Source organism: Gordonia sp. Swx-4, from assembly GCF_030316175.1.
GTDB lineage: Bacteria > Actinomycetota > Actinomycetes > Mycobacteriales > Mycobacteriaceae > Gordonia > Gordonia alkanivorans.
In genome coordinates, this window is the sequence record NZ_CP128197.1 from 2,486,468 (window position 1) to 2,508,308 (window position 21,841).

Sequence of the window (21,841 nt, forward strand, 5' to 3'; positions counted from 1 at the left end):
CTGCGACGAGCGCCGGTCAACGGCCGCCGCTCGGTGGCGCAAACAGACGCGACGCTCGTGGGTGTCGAGCAGTAGCAGCCCCTGTCGAGCGAATATGGCGTGACAGGGACTTACGCGGTGAGTCCATGTACGAGAACTGACAACACCGGAAGTGCCGCAGCCGTACACAACGCAGCACCCAAGAGGGGTAGCACGCTCGCCGCAGCGTAGGTCGACTTCGTTGGCTCGATCGCGCCGTTCTCGAGCATCAGCAATCGGTAGCGCGTCGAGCGTGGCATGGGGGTCTCGGGGCCTACGCCCTGACTGGTCACGTGCGCGAGTGCGCTGCGCACGGCAGCTGTACTGGTGACCCGAGCAGCCGACATGTCGGCATCTGCTTCGATCAAGGTCGCGACTGCCGCCGGCGCCCGGCGAAACAGCGGCACAAAGGGCAGAGCTCGTGCCATCACATCGCAGACCGCCAGAACGCGGTCGTGCCGGGACCTCAGATGGGCGAACTCGTGCGCTAGTACTGCAGCCCGCGCCTCGGCGGGCACGTCTGTGCGCAGCGCACTTGTCGCCACGACGAAGCCACTGCGACCGCCGACGCAGTACGCCATGGGGTGGGGGTGATCGATCCAGAGCACGTCGGGGGTGTCGGGTTCGGTACTGCCCACCACAGCAACGACGTCGCGATGAAGACGGTGCACGCGATGCACGTCGCGGGTGTGCCGAGCGCACGACATCGCGGTGCGCGCGACCACGGCGATCAGGACCACGGCGACGGCAATGCCGTACACCTGGCTGAAATCGTCGCGCACCGCGTGCAGGACAGCTCCCGCGCACCGAGCCAAGGTGTCAACGAAGCGTTCGGCCGGCGGCGGGTCCGGCCACAACGCCGACAGCGCCGACAGGAACAACAATCCCACCGCCGTGGCGATACTGCTGACCCATGCGGTGATCAGTACCCGCGGTGACCATCGTTGGGGCAGTCGGTCGAGAACGTAGGGACCCAACACGCCCAGCACGGCCGCGCCCACCAGGTGGGCCAATGCGACGCTCACAGTCTCAGCGCTTCCTCGGACGATCCGCCCGCGTCCGGGACAGGTGTTCACTGAGGACCTCGCGCTCCTCGGGAGTAACCATCCGGGCGAAGTGCATCAGCACCGCCGTCGAATCGCCGCTGGCATCGAGCACCTGCCGCAGTGTCTGCGAGGTCGCCTCCTCCCGCGACTGCAACGGGAAGTACCGATAGGCGCGGCTGATCTTCTCGCGACCCGCGAAGCCCTTCTTGTGCAGATTGGTGACCACGGTCAACACCGTCGTGTACGCCAAGTCGCGGTCGGCCAGCGCATCGACGATGTCGTGCACACTCATCGCCGCCGAAGCGCCCCACAGCACGTCCATCACCGCGCGTTCCAACGAACCCAACTGAGCCACCGTCGCCTGCCTGATCGCCTCGTATTTGCTGCCAGTCTAGAACAAACTACCCTGCTTAGTTGTACTGACCGGACACGTGGGAGTATCAGATTAACGGTGTAAGTGGCGTTTTCGGTTAGTTGTCCTCGCTGGCCGGCATGCGGTCGGCGAAGGTGATGGCGAATGCGTTGAGTGCTGGTTTCCACCGCATTGTCCATCGTTTCTGTCCGGTGCCGGTCGGGTCGAGCGACCGGGTCACCAGGTACAGGCACTTTAGCGCCGATTGCTCGTTCGGGAAATGCCCACGAGCCCGCACTGCGCGCCGGTAGCGGGCGTTGAGTGACTCGATCGCATTCGTCGAGCAGATCACCTTACGGACCTCGATGTCGTAGTCGAGGAACGGTATGAATTCTTGCCATGCGTTGCGCCACAACCGGATAGCTGCCGGGTACCGGTGCCCCCACTCGGCGTCGAACGCATCCAGCGCCTCGGCCGCGGCTGCAGCGGTGGGGGCGGTGTAGATCGGTTTGATCGCCTTGGCGATAGCATCGCGGTGCTGGCGGCCGGCATAGCGGAATGTGCCCCGGATCAGATGGATGACACACGTCTGCACCACCGTGTCGGGAAAGACCGCCCCGACCGATTGCGGCAGGCCTTTTAGCCCGTCGCAGACGAGGAAGAAGATGTCGGCTACACCCCGGTTCTTCAGCTCGGTAAGCACCGCCAGCCAGTACTTTGCCGACTCACCATCGCCTTCACCTGCCCACATCCCGAGCACGTCACGATGCCCGGCCAGATCCACCCCGATCGCGGCGTAGATCGGCCGGGGCCCTACCTGCCCATCGCGGATTTTGACATGGATGGCGTCGATGAACACCGCGGCGTAGACGCGTTCGAGCGGACGGGCATGCCAGGTGGCCATCTCTTCGAGCACCCGGTCGGTGATCCGGCTGATCGTGTCTTTGGAGACCGCAGCACCGTAGATGTCGGCGAAATGGGCGCTGATTTCACCGGTGGTGAGCCCACGGGCATACAGCGACAACACCACCTCATCCACATCAGTCAAGCGGCGTTGGCGCTTCTTCACGATCTGCGGCTCGAAGGTGCCCGCCCGGTCCCGGGGGACATCGATCTCGACCTGCCCACACGCATCAGTCAGCACGGTCTTCGACCGAGACCCGTTGCGCGAGTTGCCACTCCCACGACCACGCTGGTCGTGCTTGTCGTAACCGAGATGCTCAGACATCTCTTCATCGAGCGCCGTCTCGAGCACCGTTTTGGTCATCGCTTTGAGCAACCCATCCGGACCGGTCAGGCGGACCCCGGCCTCCCGGGCCTGGCGGACCAGCTCGCGGGCTACCTCAAGTTCATCGACGCTGCGGTCCGCAGGCACCTCGACGATCCCGTCATCGTGTTCATCAGATGGCTCCACAGCCACCAGAGTGTCGGTCATGATGCGACCTTCCTGCCCCCGATACACCGAGGGCGGTAAGGCCACTTACACCGTTCTCACGACAGTCCCGGACACGTTGGTCAATCGTGAGAAGGGCGGCTGGTTGCTGCAGGCTGTGTGGGGCCGGTGATGGTTGTAGTAGTGCAGCCAGCCGTCGAGTTCGCCGCGACGCTCCGTCTCGGAGGTGTAGCAGCGGGCGTAGGCCCAGCCGTCGGCCAGGGTGCGGTGGAAGCGCTCGATCTTGCCGTTGGTCTGCGGGCGATACGGCCTGGTCCGTTTGTGCCTGATTCCCAGCTCGGCGCAGGTGTCGCGCCACAGGTGTGAGCGATAGGCGCCACCGTTGTCCGACAGGACCCGCTCGACGGTCACCCCGCGGGCGTTGAACCACTTGACGGCCCTGGCCAGGACCGCTGTGGCGGTGTGGGCTGTTTCGTCGTCGTGGATCTCGGCGTAGGCGACGCGGGAGTGGTCGTCGATGACGGTGTGGACGTAGGCCTTGCCCATCAACGGGTCGTAGTGCTTGTTCTTGGGCTTGTCGGGTGTGGCTGCGCGGTTCTTCTCGCCTTGTCGTCGGCCGACGTAGCGCCAGCCTCCGCCGTCTGGGATGTTGCCGAGCTTCTTCACGTCGACGTGCAGCATCGCCCCGGGGTGGTCGTGCTCGTAGCGACGAACAGGCTCTCCAGTGGCACGGTCGACGTGCGACAGGCGGTTCAAGTGGACGTCGACCAAGATCCGGTGGACTGTCGACGGAGCAACGCCAATCCGGTATGCCAACTGAACCGGACCTTCCCGCAGACGCAGCCGGAGCTGGATACAGCGCTTCGCAGTCGTGGGGCTGGTCTTGTTCGGGGAGCGGTGAGGCCGTGAGCTGCGGTCCTGCATGGACTGACCGGCCCGGTAGCGGTCAGCCCAGCGCTTCACGGTGGGCCAGGAGACCTGGAACCGGGCAGCGACCTCGCTGATCGGCCATCCGTGGTCAACAACCAGCTGGGCAACCTTGAGGCGGTGACGCGGAGTGAGGGCGGCATTGGCGTGGGACATGGTGGTCTTCCTGGTGACGAGCGGGTGGAGACAGTGATGGGGCTGCACCCTGTGGTGCAGCCCCATCGATTCGGTATGTCAGTTGCCGTCCGTGTCCTCGCTGTTCGGCGCTGAAGAGGCAGCCGTCTCGGTGGGTGTTCCCTGCTCGCTCTGGGGCTGGTCGTCATCGTCGGGCACGATCTGGGCCCCGCAGCAACTGCTGTCCTGCTTGCGTGCGGTGAAGAGGTCCTTGAGTCCCATGGTTGCTTGTTCTCCTCGTGTGGTTGGGAATGTGGTGGTTGGGTCAGGCGATCAGTGGGATGAGGTAGCCGGCGGCGATGGCCGTGCCGATGACAGTGACCACGAAAGTGACGACCAGTCGGGGCTTGAACAAGGTGGTGAGCATCCAGATCTCGGGGATCGAGGCTCCGGCGCCGCCGATCATCAGCGCGAACACTGCACCTAGCCCCATGCCGGTCGAGCTGAGGGCCAAGCCGATGGGCAGCATCGTCTCGATACGCACGTAAAGCGGAACGCCAAGCACGGCGGCCAACGGCACGGCCCACGGTTTGTCGTCGCCAGCGACCGCGGCGAGTTGGTCCTGAGGCACGAAACCGTAGATAAATGCACCGACCGAGACACCCAGCACCATCGGGACGAGCAGCGGTCTCAGATCGGCCCAGGCCTCGCCGAGTGCGGGCCGGATCTCGTTGCGCAGGCCTGCCCAGGGGTGGGGGGTGCTGTCGTCGCCGACGACCTTGACTCGCTTGAGCTGGCTGGCCATGCCGAGTCGTTCCCATACTAGGGGGGCGAGCAGGGACCATGCGGCGGTGACCACCGTGTAGACCAACGCGATACGCCAGTCGAACAGCAGCACCACCCCGGCCACGATGATGGGATCCAGCAGCGGTGACGAGATCAGGAAGGTCATCGACGTCCGGAACGCCACCCCCGACTTCAACATCCCAGCCAGCACCGGCAGCGTCGAACAGGAACAGAACGGCGTGATCGCCCCCAGCAGTAGCCCCTTGAGCGGGCCGGGAAGGCGCCCATCGGCCATCCAGCTCTGGATCCGATCCGGCCCGAACCGCCGGTTCACCAGCGCAACGAGCACCGAGATCAGCGAGAACAGGACGAGCAACTCGACCAGGATCAACCCGAAGGTCTGTACCGCATGAATCACCGCGCAGCACCCTCAGTCGATGCCTGACCCTCCCCTGCTGGGGCAGTGCAGCACGCCTTCTGTCCCTCTGGAGTGAGAGTCGCCAAGTGAGCGAGCCACTGCACCGGCGCCGCCAACTGCTCACAACACAGCGCGTAGATGTTGGACCGGCCCTCGGCCCGCACACTGATCAGCTGCGCTTGCCGCAAGGCTGCCACATGGTGACTCACCAGCGCCTGGCTCAACCCGGTGGCCTCCTGCAACTTCTTGTTCGAGCACGCCCCCGCCGCAAGCGTCAGCACGATCATCAGTCTGTTCTCGTCTGACAAAGGCTTCAACAACGGAGCAAGCATCCGCGCGTGATCCCGCGCCGACAGGTCCGTGCGCGGCAGGGCAACATCCAGTGAAACTGTCATACCCACACTATAGACAAGCGTGGCCTTCTGTCACAAGTGGCGACTTGTCTATCGATCAACGTGTCCGGTCAGTACACTTAGTAGCCGAAGCCTGGTTGCCTCAGCCCTGCTGCCACTGCCCCACGGGGGCTCTCGCATCTCCTGCGGTGCCGTGCCCTCACCGCCTACTGAAAGCGCCCACCCGTGACCGACCTCGTTGACGACACGCACCCGACACGCCGCATCCAACTTGATGTGGGCGGAATGACCTGCGGTGCGTGCGCAGCTCGGGTGGAACGCAAACTCAACAAACTCGACGGCGTGCGCGCCTCGGTCAACTACGCCACTCGGCGAGCCACCGTGGAACTCGAGACCCACGCACACGTCGCCGATGCTATCGACGCCGTGCACACAGCAGGGTATGCGGCTGCGGAACTGTCCGAGCAGGCCCCTGCCGTCAACGAAGACTCGGCGACTGCGAAGGCGCTGTTCACCCGGCTGATCGTCGCGCTAGCCCTGTTCGTGCCCCTGGCCAACCTCTCCGTGGTCCTTGCTGTCGTCCCCGACCTTCGCTTCCCCGGCTGGCAAGCAGTGTTGGTGGCGCTTGCCGCGCCTGTGGTGACCTACTGCGCGTGGCCCTTCTACCGCACCGCTGTGCGCACGTTGCGGACCGGCGTGGCCACGATGGACACCCTCGTCTCGCTGGGAGTGCTGGCCGCGACCGCACTATCGGTGTACTCGATGTTCTCGGCCGAAGCGACGTCCACCGCAGGCCAGGGGGTGTGGTCAGCAATCTTCTCCAGCGACTCCATCTACCTCGAAGTTGCCGCCGGTGTCACCGTCTTCGTGCTGGCAGGACGCTACTACGAGGCGCGTGCCCGGACACAAGCCGTTCACGCACTGACAGCGCTGGCCGCCCTGCGTGCCACCGACGCCCGAGTCGAGTGCGCAGGGGACACGACCATGCTCATACCCCTCGCGGAACTCAAAGTGGGGCAACGACTCATCGTGCTGCCGGGAGAGACCATTCCATCAGATGGGCAGGTGATCGAGGGCACCGCCACTGTGGACCTCAGCGCCATGACCGGTGAGACGACGCCGGTTCAGGTGTCAGCCGAGCAACGCTCCACCGCCGTCGGGGGCACGACGTGCCTCGACGGGCGACTACGCGTCGAAGTCACCGCAGTCGGTGACGACACCCGCCTGGCCGAGATGATCGCGCTGGTCGACAGCGCGCAGACAGCCAAGGCTCGCGCTCAACGCGTCGCCGACCGTATCGCCGCGATCTTCGTTCCGTGTGTCATCGCCCTAGCCGCAGCCACTCTCGTGGGCTGGTCGCTCACCGGGGCGTCATGGGAGCACGCCGTGAGTGCCGCGGTGGCCGTGCTGGTCATCGCCTGCCCGTGCGCCTTGGGCCTGGCCATGCCCATGGCGCTGGTGATCGCTACCGGGCGAGGCGCCCAACTGGGCATCTTCCTCAAAGGACACGCCGCGTTGGAACTGTCCGGGACGATCGATGTGGTGGTCTTCGACAAGACCGGCACCCTCACCAACGGGCAGCCACACGTCACCGGCGTGTACACCGTCGACGACGACAGTGCCGAGCTGATCCTCGGCTGGGCGGCGACACTCGAGCAGCACACCAGCCACCCCATCGCCACCGCTATCGCCGCCGCGGCCGGTCCGCAGTCGCTTGCTGCACCCGTCGACGAGGTAATCACCGACGTCGGTAGCGGCGTGCGAGGGGTGATCGACGGTGTGAAGGTGCAGGTGGGTTCCCCGGCATGGATCGCCCGTAGCGCCGCGGTGCCCGCCGCGATCGACGCGCGGCGCGCTGACATCGAGCGCTCTGGAGGTACCGCGGTCTATGTCGCAGCCGATGATGCAGTCCGGGGCCTGATCGACATTCGTGATGGCATCAAACCCTCTGCCCGCCAGGCGGTCGATGAGTTGCACCGCATGGGAATTCGCACGTTACTGGTCACCGGCGATAACGCCGGCGCAGCGCAGCGCACAGCGGAGCAGGTCGGCATCGACGACGTGATCGCCGGGGTGCTCCCGGCCGAGAAAGTGGCCATCATCGACAACGTGCGCAGTAGTGGGGCTGGTGTGGCGATGGTCGGCGACGGCATCAACGACGGGCCCGCACTCGCGTCGGCTGATCTGGGCATTGCTATCGGACGCGGTACCGATGTTGCTATCGGCGCCGCCGACATCGTGTTGGTGCGCGATGACCTCACCACCGTCGCTCTGGCGCTGCAACTCGCCTCGGCCACGCGACGCACGATGCGCACCAATCTGGCATGGGCGTTCGGCTACAACCTCGCCGCACTGCCGTTGGCTGCCGCTGGATTGCTCAATCCTCTGATCGCCGGGGCCGCAATGGCGTTGTCATCGTTTTTCGTCGTCTCCAACAGCCTGCGTTTGCAGAACTTCGCGCGTATAGACCGCTGAGGGTGACAGCGGCTGGGGCTGGGCCAACTCCGAGACCATCGCAGCGACGGTGGGGGCGTCGCCGGCATCAATGGCCGCGGACTCGGACCGATCGGGCCGGCGTTCGGCACGCACCCACTGCGCCAACAGCACCAGGCAAACCAGCACCATCGGAATCTCGCTGATCACCGCAGCCACCACACCGCCCACCCATTGCGTGCGCGCGAGATCGGGATTCCACGGCAATTGCAACTGGCTGTAGAAGGACTCCCCGATCACCGTGGTGGAGGTCATCACCGCGATACCAAAGAAGGCGTGAAAAGGCATGACGGCGAACAGCAGACCAAGCCGCGCCAGGAACGGTAATCGCCTGGGTCCAGGATCGATCCCCACAGTCACCCAGAAGAACAGATAGCCGGTGGCCAGGAACAGCACGCTCATCACGACATGCCCCCAGTGGTAGCGGACGAGCACGTCGAACACCGGTGTGAAGTACACCAGATACGACGAACCCACAAACAACGCGAACGCGGCAATCGGATTGAGCAGTAACTGCAGACCCCGCGAGCGGAACAGGATCAGCAGTGCCCGTCGGCACACCGCGCCACCGGTGGTTCCGGTCGTCGGCAGCACCCTCAATAGCAAGGTGATCGGTGCACCACCCACCAGCAAGATCGGCGCGATCATGGTCAAACCCGTGTGCTCGGCCATGTGCACGCTGAACAACGCGTTGCCGTAGGCCTTCAGCCCCGAGCTGGTGGACACCACCACCACAGCGCACCCCGCGACCCACGACACCGTTCGCCGGATCGGCCAGCGGTGCCCGCTGCCCCGCTCCCTCCGGACGGCGACGACATACCCCACGACACCCACCACCGCCGCCACACCCACCACGAGATCAACACGCCACAGCGAGACCAGCGATCCGACATCAGGCGGGCCAGGAAGCGAATAGCCCAGGTAGACATCCCAGCCCGTGAATGGGTGGGCAATCAACCCGGGTGCGACCCTGGTGTCCATCACCGCCCAGCAGGCCACGGCCACCAGTGCGGTCGACGCTGCAAGGACAGAAGCGGTTGCCGGCGTCACCACGCCCCGGCGCAGGCGCACAAGGTCGGCCACCACCAGGACCGTCAGTACAGCAACCAACAGGCCCGCGGCGCGACCGAACGCCGACGACCACACATCGGGAGTCCGCAGCAGCAGCGTCACAGCCACCGCGCCCGCCAGTGCCGACACATCGGCCCCCAGGACGACATAGCCAACACGCCGGTCGGCAGCCTCGTCGATGGTCGCCAACCCCAGACCACGAACCCGGTACCGATCAGCCCACCGCAGCCCCACCGACAACGCCAAACTGACCGCGAAGACGATCACCGCGCCGGTCGTGTAATCGTGGTCAGGTCCCTGCGCGGCATTGCCGACCACGGGCAGGGCGAGCACACAAACCGCCGCGGGAACCATAAGCGCCACCTGCATCGACCACCGCAGCGACACCGAACCGATCAGCACCACGACACCCGCTGTCGTCACAACCAGCCACGCCAGCGCCGGCAAACTCACACTGAACGCGTAACCGACCTTGCCGCTCGAGACCATCGCGCCCACGGACACACCAGTGGTGTCCGCGGCCGCGGTGAAAGCCATGAATAGCGCAACAACCACAGAGCACCCCGCGGCGCGACGGACGCGGCGAAACACCGGATACACCGCGGCGTCGATAAACCCCTGCGAGTCAGGCACGGCGGTGAGCACCACCGAGACCAGTCCCCCAAGCACCACCGCAGCCAATGCAAAGCCAGCAAAATTGCCCACCACATCGGCCACAGCTGTGCCCACCCCGGGATATGGATCCGCACTCTCGACGTAGCGAGCGGCGCCGGACACCCAGGCATAGACCGCCAACAACAGCACCAGCCCACCAACCACCAACGGCGCTACCACCCGAAGAGCAATTGCGCGCTGCGGTCGCGACTGGATTGACGGGGTAACAGCTTCCGTCAACGCCTTTGATTCGCCCACCAACAGTATGCTACTACTGCGCATAGTAGTTAACTCGCGAGGATCGAGGGACCGGTGATCGACGATCTACTCCTGCGGTGGATCGTCACCGCCCTCTTCGCGGTGGGCGCCATCGACAGCATCCGCACCCTAGCCGCCCGTCGCAGCGACCTGAGACTGTCGATCACGCACTGCCTCATGCTCCTGATGTCGCTGGCGATGATCGTCATGGCGTGGCCACAGGGCAATCAGCTTCCACTCCTACCGCTGCTGCTGCTCTTCGCTCTCGGCACTGTGACCGCGGTCGTCTTCGCGGTGCGGAGGACCAACGACCGCCTACTTCACGTCTATGCCGCAGTGATGATGGCCTCCATGGTCTGGATGTATGCGGTGATGAGCCGGCACACTGCCACCTCCGCAGCTCCTGCTACCGCTACCCCCGCCCACCACGGCAGCCCGTCGGGAACCGATGCCCTCAGCGATATGGCGCAGTTGCACGGCGCCTCATCGAATCCCATGTGGATGGGGTCGGTCACGCTGCTACTCGTGCTCGGTTTCCTCGCGCTCACCATCTACTGCGCAACCCGGTCGGTTCAGCTGCCACGCACCGCGGCCCCAGGGCCACCGATGTCAAACGCTGTAACGACACTTCGCCGCCCCCGTCTAAGATCCCCATGGATATGCCATGCGATGACCGCCGGTGGGACGGTCATCATGTTCGCAGCTCTGCTTTAGCAGGCCGCCCGAGCCTCAGTGTGAGCGGTCATTCCCGGTACCGCTGCCGGCCAACGCGCAGCGCGAGCTCAGCCTGGCTGTGTCTGCGCTGCTCATGACCGCAACGCAGAAGCGATATCGCCGGGAATCGGCATCGGGCGCATCAGACCGGCGGAAACCCGTCCCGTGTTGCCCTCGGGGTACCGTCCGCTCAACGATCCCGGAGCGGCGACGATGATGCGCACCACCTGGCCGAGTGCTTCGCGCCGATCATGCTGGCGCACAGCGAACTTGAACATGGCAATGTGATTCTTGGTATGCAACCACGGGTCGGGTTGGGACACGATGTGGGCGCGTTCAAAGTGGCGCCACCGCTGCTCGGCCACCTCAGTGACAGCTGCCGCTGCCATCTCTGCCCGGTAAAGGTCACGGGCTGCCTCACTAATGCGAGCCATCGCGAGCGTCCTCGGAGCAGCACGGAGCATCCAACGCAAGTACCAGCCCGAGTAGATCATCGAGCGCATGACCAATCCGGCTGTCAGTCAGTTCATACCGGCTCCGTCGGCCCTCAGGTACCGCAACCACCAGACCGCACCCCCGCAGGCAGGCCAGATGATTCGACAACACCTGCCGCGACACCCCAATCGCCTCAGCCAAGTCCGCGGGATAGGCCCCACCATGGCGCAACCGCACCAACACCTGCGTGCGCGTCGAGTCGGATAGTGCGTAGCCAAACCTCGTCAACGCGTCGCGCTGCCCCTCAACCACTATGTCCACATCGAAATAATACATGACACGATGTATTCAAGGAACTCTGAACAGTCGAGCGGCCCCTCACGTTGCTATTATTGCTGCATGATCGACGCTGGCCGGTGGTGCGCGATCCGCGAGCTGGCGGATCGCCAGTTTGGCTTGTTCACCACCGCCCAGGCCCGCAACCTTGGCGTCGCGCCGTACGTCCTGGCTCGCCTCGCTGCCCGTGAGGCCATCGTCCGGGTTCACCACGGCGTCTACGAGCTCCCCGAGTCCTCGGCCTGGACCACGGTCGGCGACTGGGCGGCACAGTGGTTGGCGCTGCACCCCGCCGCCGACATCGAGGAACGCCGCACACACCCCGACAGCGTGGTGAGCCACGCCGCCGCCGCCCAGGTGCTGCGATTGGGCACGATCACCGCATCCGGGCTCGAGCTGAGCAGCCCGCACCGCATCAACGTCCGCGACCCGTCGGTGCGCACCTGGCGCCGGCCGATCGGTGACTGCGGCCGCGACTGGGACCTCGTCGACGGACTTCCGGTCACCACACCCGCGCTCACTGTGGCCGACCTGCTGCTCACCCACGGCGACGGTGGGCACCTCGGGACCGCGCTGCACACCTGCCTGACCGAATCGCTGGTCGACGTCGACGAGCTGATCGCGGCATGTGATCGGGCCGCGCCGCGCTGGAACTACGCCTCCGGTGCTGAGCTGTTCGCTTCGCTGCTCGATCAGGCCCAGATGCCGGCCGAACCGGTGTTGGTCGGCTGATGGCGTATGCGTCCGAAGAAGCGTTCCGCGCCGGGCTGAAAGCCCGCCTGTCCGCCGAAGCACGGACGAGCAGATTCAGCCGCGACGAACTCGCTCAGACCGTGACCCTCCAGTTGTTCCTGGCCCGGCTGTTCCGCTCCCCCTACGCCGACCAGTGGATCCTCACCGGCGGCACCGCCCTGCAATTCCGGGCACCGACCCAGGCCCGCCCCACCACCGACGCCGACCTGGCCACCCGCCTCGACGCCGAACACATGCAGCACTCGCTGCGCCAGGCCGCCCACCCCGGCCCCGGCGACTTCGGCGAGTTCGACATCACGATCACCGCGACCCGCAGTCCCGGATTGTTCGCCGGACGTATCCGCTACAACATTGCCGGACAACGGTTCTCCGACGCCACGCTCGACCTCGCCACCCACCGGGAGATGCTGCTACCGCCCGAGACGATCAGCCCGCGCCCGGTGCTCGCGCTCGACGAACTCGACCCCATGCCCGTGATCCGTATGCAGGCCGCCGCCGAAGCGGTCGCTGACAAGGTCGCGGCCCTCTACGAGCTGCACGGCACCCACGGCGACAGCCCCTCGACCCGTGCCCACGATCTGGTCGACCTCGTCATCCTCGCCCGCACACAATCGTTCGATGCCGAGCAGCTGCGCGCCGCGATCCGCCACCAAGAACAGCGCCGTGGACTGACTATCCCGGTGCCGTTGGCCCTGCCCAACCCGACCTGGGAACGCGACTACCCCCAACGCGCCGCCCACAGCGGTTTGCCGGCGCACCTGCACCAGGCCGACGCCGCGCTCGCGGCCGCCAACAGCCTCATCGAACCAATCCTGGCGGGCACGACCGGGAACGGCCAGTGGGACCCCGACGACGGAGTCTGGACTTCGGAGAGACCACGTTCGATTGGAGAACTGCTCGGCGACACCCGTGCTCCACAGGCGGCACCCCGCACACCGGCAACCGAGAGCTCCCCGCGGCCGTCACCACGTGGCACAGAACGCTCCCGCGACCACGGACCCGAGCTTTAAATTGTGACCAGCGCGCCCGGCGCAAAGCGGGCACAGCGCAGCGAAGGCAGGAGAACGCGATGCAGGATGTGTTCGGTGAGTGGTACCCCGATGGCGATGATGAGCGCAGCGACTTCGTCACCTCCGCCAGAATCGCTGTGGATGCCAACGTCCTGCTGGGCCTGTACCGAATATCGAAAGAGTCCCGCGAAAAGATCCTCGTCCAGCTCGAACGGGACGAGATCCGTCCCCGCCTGTTCCTTCCCTACCGCGCGGGCCTCGAATACCACCGTCAACGACTGTCAGTTACAGACGATCACGCCAAGCAATACACCAGAGCGACGAACATCATCTCAGGGGTCAAGGGCAAAGGTGTCCATAGTCAGCTCCTGCAGGAACTTCGCGCGGCTATCAGCGAGGTTAAGGACACCGGAGTACAGAAACGACTAGTCGATGCGGTAGACAAGGCATTCAAAGAAGCCGCGACAGCCGTCGGCGAAGTGATACGGGCAGAGCGAGAGTCGAACATCCTCCACCCCAGACAAATTCAGACAGATGACCCCATCCGGGATCGTATCGAGAAGCTGTTCACCGATGCCGGTCAGATAGGTCCTCGGCGGACATCGACCGACCTCCGGGCATGGGAGGACCAAGCGCGTGCCCGGCTCTCCGCTGCCATGCCGCCGGGGACCGGAGTCGATGAGTCCAAGCGGGACGGCGGGATCGGTGACCCGCTCATCTGGATGGAGATGATGGGCCTGGCCAGAGCTGTCAAGCAGGACGTGTTGTTTCTGAGCGACGACATGAAGGCAGACTGGCGTCAGATCGTCGATGGCAAGGACTTCGGGCCTCTGCCTGACCTTCTGCGTGAGTTCGCCGACGAAACCGGCCAGCGATACCACCACGTCAACTCGGGCACCTTCCTTGAAGACCTCAACAAATACCTCGACGCCGATGTGGACGCCGATGTGATCGACGAGGTCAAGAATGCACGCATCTATCTCTCCCCTCCTGGTTCAAGGATCGAACTGCCGTCCCAAGAGACGAGGGAGCTCCTGAGGGAATGGGTCCGCACCAACGAAGCGTTTAACACAACGCTGCACTCCGAGGCGTTCCGGAACTTCATGTACGGGGCAGACAATCCCGCATCTAAGTCGTTCCAGAAGTTTATGTACGGGCCGGGCAATCCGGCATCTAAGGCGTTCGCGGAGTTCTTGCGCAGCGAGGTGAACCCGGCGCTCTCCAATACCGATTCCGGCGAGCGACTAGAGGCCGTCAATGACGAGGACGATCGGGACGACGACCCGCACGATGACGACGACAAGCCCGCATAGACCCAGTGCAATCACGTCGCTGGCGTGCCGCGAACTCCACCCGTCTCGGTCTTAGCCTCCCGGTAGATCGGGCAACCGCACGAGGTGTTGCAGGCGAAGCTCCAGGTGGGGTGGGCGGCGTGGGTGTGTACTCCCCAGGGGTGCCCGCATTCGCAGCCGGGGAAGAACTGGCGGTCCCAGCGGTCGCAGAGGTCTTCGACGGTCAGCGTGCTTGACGGGTAGCCCACCGCGCCTCGGAAGCCGACGCACTGGTACTTCGACCAGGTGGGGTCGACCTCGACCGGGCAGCCGAGGTAGCCCAGGTCGTGGTTGATGACCAGCCCGTAGTCGAAGGTGTTCTGCCCGCAGCGGCCACACCAGTCCTCACCGGTCGGTACGGGTTGGCCGTCGGGGCGACCGGCCCGACGTTGCTCCCACAGCTGGCGCAGGGTCGCAACCTCGGCATCGAGGCGACGTTGCTCCTCGATGCGCTCGGCGGTGCCGTCTAGCAGATCGAGCAGGTCGATGTCGTTGTCGTGGTCGGACGATGGGCGGTGCGTCATGGGGTGTCCTCTCAGATGACGTCGTGGGGCGTCAGTTGGCGGCGTAGATCGGGGTGCGGGTCAGGAACAGGCATTCGCGGTTCTCGTCATCGGCCAGGACGATCCCGATACCGGTGGTGAGGATTTCGGCGAGACCGAGTGCCCATTGGGACCACGTCAGATCGACCATGGCGTGCACGTGCTCGATGGGTACCAGCTCAGGATGTCCGGTCTGGAGCACGTTGGTGGCGCGGATGATCTCGCGTGCGCTCGGGCTGGCGGCGATGTTGCTGTAGCTCCACGACATGCGAGGCTCCCGTTGTGTCGAATGTTGCTGTGGTGGTTCATGTTCTGAGCGTCTAACCCGCCGTAGGTCTGCACCTTATAGGGTTCACCGTATGCACCCTATGGGGTACAGTCAAGTCATGACCACAACCACTCTCCCGACGAAGCCGACCGCGCCGTCCTCGCACGGCCTACAGCTCGACATGTTCGCCGAGGCGGCACGCGATGAGCGTGCGCACGCCGAACGCACAACTGGTGTCCCTCGCTTGTATGCGTTGCGGTGCACCACGATTGCCGACTACGAGCACGCGATGACGCAGTGGAGGAAGGCGTGGCCTGATCTCGCCTGCCTGCGCGACTCGCACGGCTGGCACGTGGCGATCGGTGAGTACGCGAGCAGCCGCGAACCGACTGACACGTGCATCCCGATCACCCTGCAAACCGATCTCCGATGCAACCGGGCCTCGCACCGCGGTTGCCTGTGCGTGGGTGATCTGGTCTCGCGCAGCTTCTGCCGAGGCTGCGGCTGGCACTCCGAGGTTGTCGACGACGACACCGACGCGGCGCTGGTGGGCCTGGATCACTGCTTCCCGGGATGGCGCGACGACCCGATCGTGCCCTCGGCGCCCTACGACGACGGACCCAAGCGCCGCACCCGCCGCAACTGGGAAACCACCGTCACTGAGCTACACGGCACCGAACGCCCCCAGGGCTACCCGATGATCACCCGCCGCGGACCGCACGGGTGGCGGGCGGTGCCAGGCCGATCGTTGTGGGGAGGCTACGACGTCGCCGCCGAAACGCTCGGCCGATGACCGACACCACCGATCGAGCCGTGCCCGGCCTGCGTGCCGGGCACGGCACGCACTCGCCTTCGGTCGGCTCTGGCAAGCTCGACACCACACAACCACCCACCGCCCCCGAGAGGCCCGAATCCATGTCGAGCGACCCGTCCGCGATCAGCGTCGACGAGACCGCCGTCATGACCGCCGTCGGAGCCGCGATCGTCGCCCGCCGCACCGAACTCAAGATCAGCCAGCAAGCACTGGCCCGCACCGTCGGCACCAGCCGGACCTTCCTGCGCGGCATCGAGGCCGGTGAGCGCGCACCGACCGTGGTCACACTCACCCGGATCGCTCGCGCCCTGCACACCACACCCAGCGCACTCATCGCCACCATCCGCTGACCCGGCCCCGCCACTCTCAGCGCCGCCAGCAGCCATCCCGAGGGCCAGAGCCCTCTTGCCTACCGGCGCAGTCACGCAACCCCTGCAATTCCGAAGGTATTCGGTGCGCGTTTCTGTGGAGATTTCCGAACGCATAAAAAGAATCCTGGAATAGAGGAGGTGGAGAGCATTCAAAGGACCCCTAACAGCATGTCGCGGTGCATTTCTTTGGACATTGAAATACGTTGCAGCCCTTGCATATACAGTCCAAAGGGTATAGAATAGAAGAAAGCAAACAGCCACCGAAAGAAAGGTTTCAGAAATGACGATCACCGTGTTCACCAAGCCCGCCTGCGTCCAGTGCCACGCCACCTACAAAGCGTTGGACAAGCAGGGTTTGACTTATCAGGTGGTCGACATCAGCGCCGACGACGAGGCCCGCGACTACGTGATGAGCCTGGGCTACCAGCAGGCACCGGTCGTGGTTGCCGGCGACACGCACTGGTCGGGGTTCCGCCCAGACCGAGTCAAGGCTCTCGCCGAACGGGATTTATTGCCAGCTGATGCAACATTGGCTGGGTGAGAACCGAGGTCGACTCGCCAACGATCGAGTTCCTCACAGTTTGCTTAAGCGCCTGTTCCAGATTGGGCGTCATAGGCTCAGATCGCCGACGGCAATAAGCAGGGCGAGCACGGTGAGCACAACCCGGGTGTGGGTTGTGCTCACCGGTATGGAAGTTGCTTTTGCCTACGCCGACACTGTGATTGGGGCTGAGGTTGCGGGTGGGGCGGTCAGTGGTTTCGCACGGCCTGCACGCACACCGTTGGCAATGACGACGATCTCTGCGAGTTCGTGGACAAGCACCACGGCTGCTAAGCCGAGTACGCCGAACAGGGCCAGCGGCATCAGGCCGACGACGATCACCAGCGACAACCCGACGTTTTGCAGCATGATGCGGCGGGCACGGCGGGCGTGGTCGAACGCTTGGGGCAGATGCCGTAGGTCTTCGCCCATGAGAGCTACGTCGGCGGTTTCGATCGCGACGTCGGTGCCCATCGCGCCCATGGCGACGCCCAGGTCTGCGGTGGCCAGCGCGGGTGCGTCGTTGACGCCGTCGCCGACCATCGCTGTCGGCCGCGACTTGCGCAATTGCGTGATCAGGTGGGCTTTGTCTTCCGGTCGTAGCTCGGCGTGAACGTCTGTGATGCCAGCTTGCGCGGCGAGGGCGGTAGCGGTGGCCGTGTTGTCGCCGGTGAGCATTGCTACCTGATAACCGGACCGATGAAGGTGGCTAACCACCTCGGCCGCTTCAGGCCGCAGCTCGTCGCGCACCGCGATGGCGCCGATGAGCTGGCCGTCGTATTCAACCAGCACGGCAGTGGCACCAGCTTCTTGCATCGCCGTGACTGTGTCCGAGAGTTCACCGGCGTCTAGCCAGCCCGGTCGGCCGAGCCGGGCGGGACGGCCACCGACGAGGCCGGTCAGTCCGGCGCCGGTGACAGATTCGACCTCGGCCGCCGCCATCCGCAGATCGGTAGCGGCCAGAATCGCGCGCGCCAGAGGGTGTTCGCTTTGGGCTTCCAGCGCCGCGGCAACGGCGAGGACTTGTTCTCCGCGTGTGCCGTTTGTGGTAGCGACTTCGATGACGGCCGGCTGATTACGGGTAAGTGTGCCAGTCTTGTCGAGGGCGATATTGCGGACCCTGCCCAGCGCCTCGAGCGCGGCGCCACCCTTGACCAGGACACCCAACTTGCTTGCCGCTCCGACCGCAGCGACCACGGTGACCGGCACCGAAATCGCCAGCGCGCACGGAGACGCGGCGACCAGCACCACCAACGCGCGTTCGATCCATACCATCGGGTCGCCAACGAGACTACCGATCCCTGCGACCAGGGCCGCGGCGACCATCACGCCGGGCACTAAGGGCTTGGCGATCCGGTCGGCCAGGCGTTGGCTCGCGCCCTTGCGGGATTGTTCAGCCTCGACGATCCGGACGATCCGGGCCAGCGAGTTGTCCTCGGAGGTCGTGGTGACCTCGACTTCCAGTACCCCAGTGCCATTGATCGACCCGGCGAACACCTCTGCCTTCGGACCGACCTCGACCGGGACCGATTCGCCGGTGATCGCCGAAACGTCCAGTGCTGTATGCCCACTGAGTACTACGCCGTCCGTGGCGACCCGCTCGCCGGGCCTGACCAAAACGATGTCGCCGACGCGTAGCTCACTCGGTGCCACCATCACGTCAGTGCCGCCGCGGCGCACGGTCGCTTGGTCGGGCACCAGCGACAACAGGGCCCGCAAACCACGGCGGGTGCGGGCCAGCGAGTACTCCTCGAGGCCTTCGCTGATGGAGAACAAGACGGCCAACATTGCCGCCTCTCCGACCTCGCCGAGGATGACCGCACCAACCGCGGCGATGGTCATCAATGTGCCGACCCCGATCTGTCCCTTCACCAACCGGCGCAGGGTAGAAGGCACGAACGTCCAGGCCCCCAGCGCCAGTGCTACCGCCTCGAGGCCGATCTCGACCGCGCGGGGTGCGCCGACCCAGCCGACAATCAACGCGCCCAACAGAAACACCCCGGAAACTGCCGCAAACTGGAGTTCCCGGACCTGCCACAGGGGTTCCGGCGCGTGTTCCTCGGTCTCGTCGGTGGTGGGTTCGTCGTGGCCGCAGCCGCACGCATCGCTCATCGAAGACTCTCCTTGCTGGCCTGGACTGAATCGGTGACGTCGCTGACGTAGTTCGGGCAGAGCGCTACCGCGCTGCCGGTGGCAGCCAGCAGAGTTTCCGCCGATGCCAGCAAATCCATCAGCTCAGGGCGGGTGAGGCTGTAAAACACCTGCCTGCCCTGTGGGCGGCCCTCCACCAGTCGGCAGTCGCGCAGGCATGCCACATGCGCCGACACCGTCGACTGCGCCAGTCCCAACTCTGTTACGAGGTCGGCGACCCTGGCCTCCCCGGTAGCTAGGCGACGCACGATCGCTAAGCGGGTGCCATCAGACAGGCTGTGGAACAACGCCACCGCCGCATCCACATTCGATCCGGTGCCGTTCGAAACGAAACACTCACCAACTTCATTCATCGTCATATACCGATGATAACTGCTATCAACGATCAATCAAAGCGTGGGTCGGTGCAGTTCGTACCTCGTAGGAGCTTTGCGGAACGCGGCAAACGTGGGAGACCGCTTCTGTCGATACGACAGAGTGCCATCTGGCGGTGTGGACTTCCTAAAGGGGTTTGATCCGTCGCAGCCTGGTGAAGGGGCTGCGTGAGGTCGTCGATTGAGGCGGGTTCTCACCGCTGGTCGTCGAGAAAGAACGTGGGGGTCCCTGCACGCCGAGGGCCAGTCCGTCTGCGACGTCGGTGCGGAATCCACCGTGAGGACCGGCCCAAGTAGACCGTCGAGTGCATGCCCAATCCGACTGTCAGCCAACTCATATCGACTGCGCCGACCCTCAGGCGTCGCGATCACTAGACCGCACCCACGTAGGCAGCAGAACAGTTGCGTGCATCATTGATGCATCTGATACAACATAGGTGTGACACGTGACGACGTTGTCAGCGCGCGACAAGCGCTGACCCAGAATGTTGTGCAGCTCGATCCTGAACGGGCGATGTTCGATGCGATGGTTGACGGGTGGGCTCAGCAGCAGCGGACAAAGTTCCTGCGCGAGTCGACGATCGGTCCTCGAATGCGGCTCGTGCGCCGATTCGCCGAGTTCGCTGGATTGTATCCGTGGCAGTGGACCCCCGAGGAGGGCGAAGCGTGGATCAGTCATCTTCGATCGGGCTCAACCCCACTTCGGTTGTCCACCGTCCGCGGGTACGAGGTGGACATCGGCCTGTTCTGTGCCTACCTGATCGATGCCCGCTACGACTGGGTTACTGAGTGCATTGCTCAGTTCGGTCGCGCGCCCGTGCAGGTCTTCCACGAAGACAACTCCATCATCCACATCGGTGAGTACGAAGGTGATCCCGGTCGACGGCCACTGACCTACGACGAGGTCCAGGCGCTGTTCGATGCCGCCGACGCACGGGTCGCGCAGATCCGATCTCGCGGCCGGAAAGGAGCGATACCGGCGCTGCGAGACGCAGTAGCACTGAAATACTGCTACGCCTACGGCCTACGCCGGCAGGAGGTTTCCCGCAGCGACGTCGTTGATCTCCGCAGGAACTCGAAGTTCCCAGCCTTCGGGCGGTTCGGGGCACTGACAGTGCGGCACGGCAAAGCGGCCCGGGGCGGCCCGCCCAAACGCCGCACCGTGCTCACGGTGCCGGAGATGAGCTGGATCGTGGACATCCTCGACCACTACCTCACCGAAGTGCGCAGCGAGCTCGACCACACCGGACACCCAGCACTGTTTCTCACCGAACGCGGCAGCCGACTGGGAGTGCGCGCACTCAACACCGCCTTCGCCACCGCCCGCGACGCCGCAGGAATCGACCCGACACTCGACCTCCACTCGCTGCGCCACTCCTACGTCACGCATCTGGTGGAGTTCGACTACCCCGAACGATTCATCCAGGAACAAGTCGGCCATGCATTCTCCTCGACCACGGCGGTCTACATCGGGGTCAGCAACGAGTACCGCAACGGACTGCTCATGCAGTCCATCCACGCCCGATACGGCCACCTCCTCAATGACGGGACCCCGACATGAAGCAGATCGACTACACGTGGCATCTGCGAGCCAGGATGGCCGCCCACGGCATGTACTCAACCACCGATCTGCAACCGCACCTCGCTGACCGCGGGATCACACTCTCCCGCGAGCAGGTGTACCGGCTGGTGACAGGACAACCGCAACGGCTGAGCATGCACACCCTGGTCGCCCTGTGCGACATCCTCGAGTGCACCCCCAACGATCTGATCGAACCCCACATCGTCGACACCACAGTCCGCAAGACTGCCGGCAAACCGGCAGGGGTCACACCGATCACCGCTCGTCGCACCACCATTCGACGACCGGGCACCGAGTCGTGAGTGTCGCCTCTCCGCCTAAGTATCCCTGTTCGGACTGCGGCACCATCGCCCCGAGATCTCAACGCACACCCGAAGGGGGAATTTGCCGGTCCTGCTACAACATCCGCCGCCGCGAACCGTGCGGCAACTGCGGCAAGCGCACCGCCCCCAGCACACGCACGGCCGCAGGCGATCCGCTATGCGGTCACTGTGCGCGTCCCAAACGCCGCTGCACCGGCTGCGGACAGATCGACCAGATCAAGACCAGCGGTGAGGACGGCGAGCTGTGCCAGCGCTGCTACACCGCACCGGCACGCCTCTGCGGACGCTGCAACGACCACGCGCCGATCGCGATCAGAGCTCGCCCCGGCGCCGTGGACCTGTGCCGGCGCTGCGCGAGAGCACCCGAGGAGACGTGCGGACGTTGCGGACTGCTCCGTGAAGTGCACACCCGG

Annotated in this window: 24 protein-coding genes and 1 pseudogene; 10 read left to right on the forward strand and 15 right to left on the reverse strand. The window is 64.9% G+C overall.

Annotation, left to right across the window (positions count from 1 at the left end; translation table 11 throughout):
- Positions 1-110: 110 nt before the first annotated feature.
- From PWF70_RS11305 to PWF70_RS11335, 7 genes are all read right to left on the reverse strand, one after another.
- Complete coding sequence (locus PWF70_RS11305) at positions 111-1,043, reverse strand: M56 family metallopeptidase (RefSeq protein WP_075863791.1); 933 nt, start codon at positions 1,041-1,043, stop codon at positions 111-113.
- A 4-nt stretch (positions 1,044-1,047) separates the two neighbouring features.
- The gene (locus PWF70_RS11310) at positions 1,048-1,419 is read right to left on the reverse strand and encodes a BlaI/MecI/CopY family transcriptional regulator (protein WP_268897815.1); all 372 of its coding nucleotides are present in this window, start codon (positions 1,417-1,419) and stop codon (positions 1,048-1,050) included.
- 115 nt (positions 1,420-1,534) lie between these two features.
- Positions 1,535-2,851, reverse strand: coding sequence for an IS256 family transposase (locus PWF70_RS11315; protein ID WP_014928678.1), 1,317 nt, complete (start codon positions 2,849-2,851; stop codon positions 1,535-1,537).
- A gap of 45 nt (positions 2,852-2,896) precedes the next feature.
- Entirely contained in the window at positions 2,897-3,892 is a 996-nt protein-coding gene (locus PWF70_RS11320; protein WP_286352963.1) for an IS481 family transposase, read from the reverse strand.
- A 78-nt stretch (positions 3,893-3,970) separates the two neighbouring features.
- A complete protein-coding gene (locus tag PWF70_RS11325) occupies positions 3,971-4,132 on the reverse strand; it encodes a hypothetical protein (RefSeq protein WP_154676754.1) in 162 nt (53 codons plus the stop codon).
- A gap of 43 nt (positions 4,133-4,175) precedes the next feature.
- A complete protein-coding gene (locus PWF70_RS11330) occupies positions 4,176-5,054 on the reverse strand; it encodes a permease (protein WP_286352964.1) in 879 nt (292 codons plus the stop codon).
- Positions 5,051-5,449 carry an ArsR/SmtB family transcription factor gene (locus tag PWF70_RS11335; protein WP_048896403.1) on the reverse strand — a complete coding sequence of 133 codons (399 nt, stop codon included), beginning with the start codon at positions 5,447-5,449 and terminating at the stop codon, positions 5,051-5,053. The genes PWF70_RS11330 and PWF70_RS11335 overlap by 4 nt, the downstream gene beginning before the upstream one ends.
- Positions 5,450-5,632: 183 nt before the next feature.
- On the opposite strand from PWF70_RS11335, the gene PWF70_RS11340 reads away from it, so the two are divergent.
- Positions 5,633-7,882: a heavy metal translocating P-type ATPase gene (locus PWF70_RS11340; RefSeq protein ID WP_268897816.1), complete on the forward strand. Its 2,250-nt coding sequence runs from the start codon at positions 5,633-5,635 to the stop codon at positions 7,880-7,882.
- Here PWF70_RS11340 and PWF70_RS11345 read toward each other — a convergent pair.
- Positions 7,820-9,883: a cytochrome c oxidase assembly protein gene (locus tag PWF70_RS11345; RefSeq protein ID WP_268897817.1), complete on the reverse strand. Its 2,064-nt coding sequence runs from the start codon at positions 9,881-9,883 to the stop codon at positions 7,820-7,822. The genes PWF70_RS11340 and PWF70_RS11345 overlap by 63 nt on opposite strands.
- A 54-nt stretch (positions 9,884-9,937) precedes the next feature.
- On the opposite strand from PWF70_RS11345, the gene PWF70_RS11350 reads away from it, so the two are divergent.
- Positions 9,938-10,597, forward strand: coding sequence for a DUF5134 domain-containing protein (locus PWF70_RS11350; RefSeq protein WP_268897818.1), 660 nt, complete (start codon positions 9,938-9,940; stop codon positions 10,595-10,597).
- Positions 10,598-10,689: 92 nt separating this feature from the next.
- On the opposite strand, the gene PWF70_RS11355 is transcribed toward PWF70_RS11350, so the two are convergent.
- Positions 10,690-11,031, reverse strand: coding sequence for a DUF3703 domain-containing protein (locus PWF70_RS11355; protein ID WP_268897819.1), 342 nt, complete (start codon positions 11,029-11,031; stop codon positions 10,690-10,692).
- On the reverse strand, positions 11,018-11,368 hold the full coding sequence (locus PWF70_RS11360; RefSeq protein WP_268897820.1) for an ArsR/SmtB family transcription factor: 351 nt from the start codon (positions 11,366-11,368) through the stop codon (positions 11,018-11,020). Before PWF70_RS11360 ends, PWF70_RS11355 begins: the two co-directional genes overlap by 14 nt.
- A gap of 63 nt (positions 11,369-11,431) precedes the next feature.
- On the opposite strand from PWF70_RS11360, the gene PWF70_RS11365 reads away from it, so the two are divergent.
- The 3 genes from PWF70_RS11365 to PWF70_RS11375 are packed head-to-tail and all read left to right on the forward strand — an operon-like array spanning position 11,432 to position 14,444.
- A complete protein-coding gene (locus tag PWF70_RS11365; protein ID WP_268897821.1) occupies positions 11,432-12,100 on the forward strand; it encodes a type IV toxin-antitoxin system AbiEi family antitoxin domain-containing protein in 669 nt (222 codons plus the stop codon).
- On the forward strand, positions 12,100-13,131 hold the full coding sequence (locus tag PWF70_RS11370; RefSeq protein WP_268897822.1) for a nucleotidyl transferase AbiEii/AbiGii toxin family protein: 1,032 nt from the start codon (positions 12,100-12,102) through the stop codon (positions 13,129-13,131). Before PWF70_RS11365 ends, PWF70_RS11370 begins: the two co-directional genes overlap by 1 nt.
- 59 nt (positions 13,132-13,190) lie before the next feature.
- Entirely contained in the window at positions 13,191-14,444 is a 1,254-nt protein-coding gene (locus tag PWF70_RS11375; RefSeq protein WP_268897823.1) for a PIN-like domain-containing protein, read from the forward strand.
- Positions 14,445-14,455: 11 nt separating this feature from the next.
- On the opposite strand, the gene PWF70_RS11380 is transcribed toward PWF70_RS11375, so the two are convergent.
- On the reverse strand, positions 14,456-14,986 hold the full coding sequence (locus PWF70_RS11380; RefSeq protein WP_268897824.1) for a hypothetical protein: 531 nt from the start codon (positions 14,984-14,986) through the stop codon (positions 14,456-14,458).
- Between the two features lie 31 nt (positions 14,987-15,017).
- Complete coding sequence (locus tag PWF70_RS11385) at positions 15,018-15,272, reverse strand: hypothetical protein (RefSeq protein ID WP_268897825.1); 255 nt, start codon at positions 15,270-15,272, stop codon at positions 15,018-15,020.
- Between the two features lie 118 nt (positions 15,273-15,390).
- Here PWF70_RS11385 and PWF70_RS11390 point away from each other — a divergent pair, with 118 nt between their 5' ends.
- The 3 genes from PWF70_RS11390 to PWF70_RS11400 all read left to right on the forward strand — a co-directional run bounded on the left by PWF70_RS11390 (position 15,391) and on the right by PWF70_RS11400 (position 16,998).
- The gene (locus PWF70_RS11390) at positions 15,391-16,065 is read left to right on the forward strand and encodes a DUF6349 family protein (protein WP_268897826.1); all 675 of its coding nucleotides are present in this window, start codon (positions 15,391-15,393) and stop codon (positions 16,063-16,065) included.
- Positions 16,062-16,436, forward strand: coding sequence for a helix-turn-helix domain-containing protein (locus tag PWF70_RS11395; protein WP_268897827.1), 375 nt, complete (start codon positions 16,062-16,064; stop codon positions 16,434-16,436). The genes PWF70_RS11390 and PWF70_RS11395 overlap by 4 nt, the downstream gene beginning before the upstream one ends.
- A 301-nt stretch (positions 16,437-16,737) precedes the next feature.
- A complete protein-coding gene (locus PWF70_RS11400) occupies positions 16,738-16,998 on the forward strand; it encodes a redoxin NrdH (RefSeq protein ID WP_268897828.1) in 261 nt (86 codons plus the stop codon).
- A 165-nt stretch (positions 16,999-17,163) separates the two neighbouring features.
- Here the strand turns inward: PWF70_RS11400 and PWF70_RS11405 are convergent, their stop codons facing one another.
- The 3 genes and pseudogenes from PWF70_RS11405 to PWF70_RS11415 form a co-directional block, all read right to left on the reverse strand.
- The gene (locus PWF70_RS11405; RefSeq protein ID WP_268897829.1) at positions 17,164-19,110 is read right to left on the reverse strand and encodes a heavy metal translocating P-type ATPase; all 1,947 of its coding nucleotides are present in this window, start codon (positions 19,108-19,110) and stop codon (positions 17,164-17,166) included.
- Positions 19,107-19,508: an ArsR/SmtB family transcription factor gene (locus PWF70_RS11410; RefSeq protein ID WP_035755482.1), complete on the reverse strand. Its 402-nt coding sequence runs from the start codon at positions 19,506-19,508 to the stop codon at positions 19,107-19,109. The genes PWF70_RS11405 and PWF70_RS11410 overlap by 4 nt, the downstream gene beginning before the upstream one ends.
- A 285-nt stretch (positions 19,509-19,793) precedes the next feature.
- Positions 19,794-19,916 (reverse strand): annotated as a pseudogene (locus PWF70_RS11415) (transcriptional regulator); the annotation flags it as partial.
- Positions 19,917-20,037: 121 nt separating this feature from the next.
- Here PWF70_RS11415 and PWF70_RS11420 point away from each other — a divergent pair.
- Positions 20,038-21,084 carry a tyrosine-type recombinase/integrase gene (locus tag PWF70_RS11420; RefSeq protein ID WP_268897859.1) on the forward strand — a complete coding sequence of 349 codons (1,047 nt, stop codon included), beginning with the start codon at positions 20,038-20,040 and terminating at the stop codon, positions 21,082-21,084.
- On the forward strand, positions 21,081-21,407 hold the full coding sequence (locus PWF70_RS11425; RefSeq protein ID WP_035755478.1) for a helix-turn-helix domain-containing protein: 327 nt from the start codon (positions 21,081-21,083) through the stop codon (positions 21,405-21,407). The genes PWF70_RS11420 and PWF70_RS11425 overlap by 4 nt, the downstream gene beginning before the upstream one ends.
- Positions 21,408-21,841: the final 434 nt, after the last annotated feature.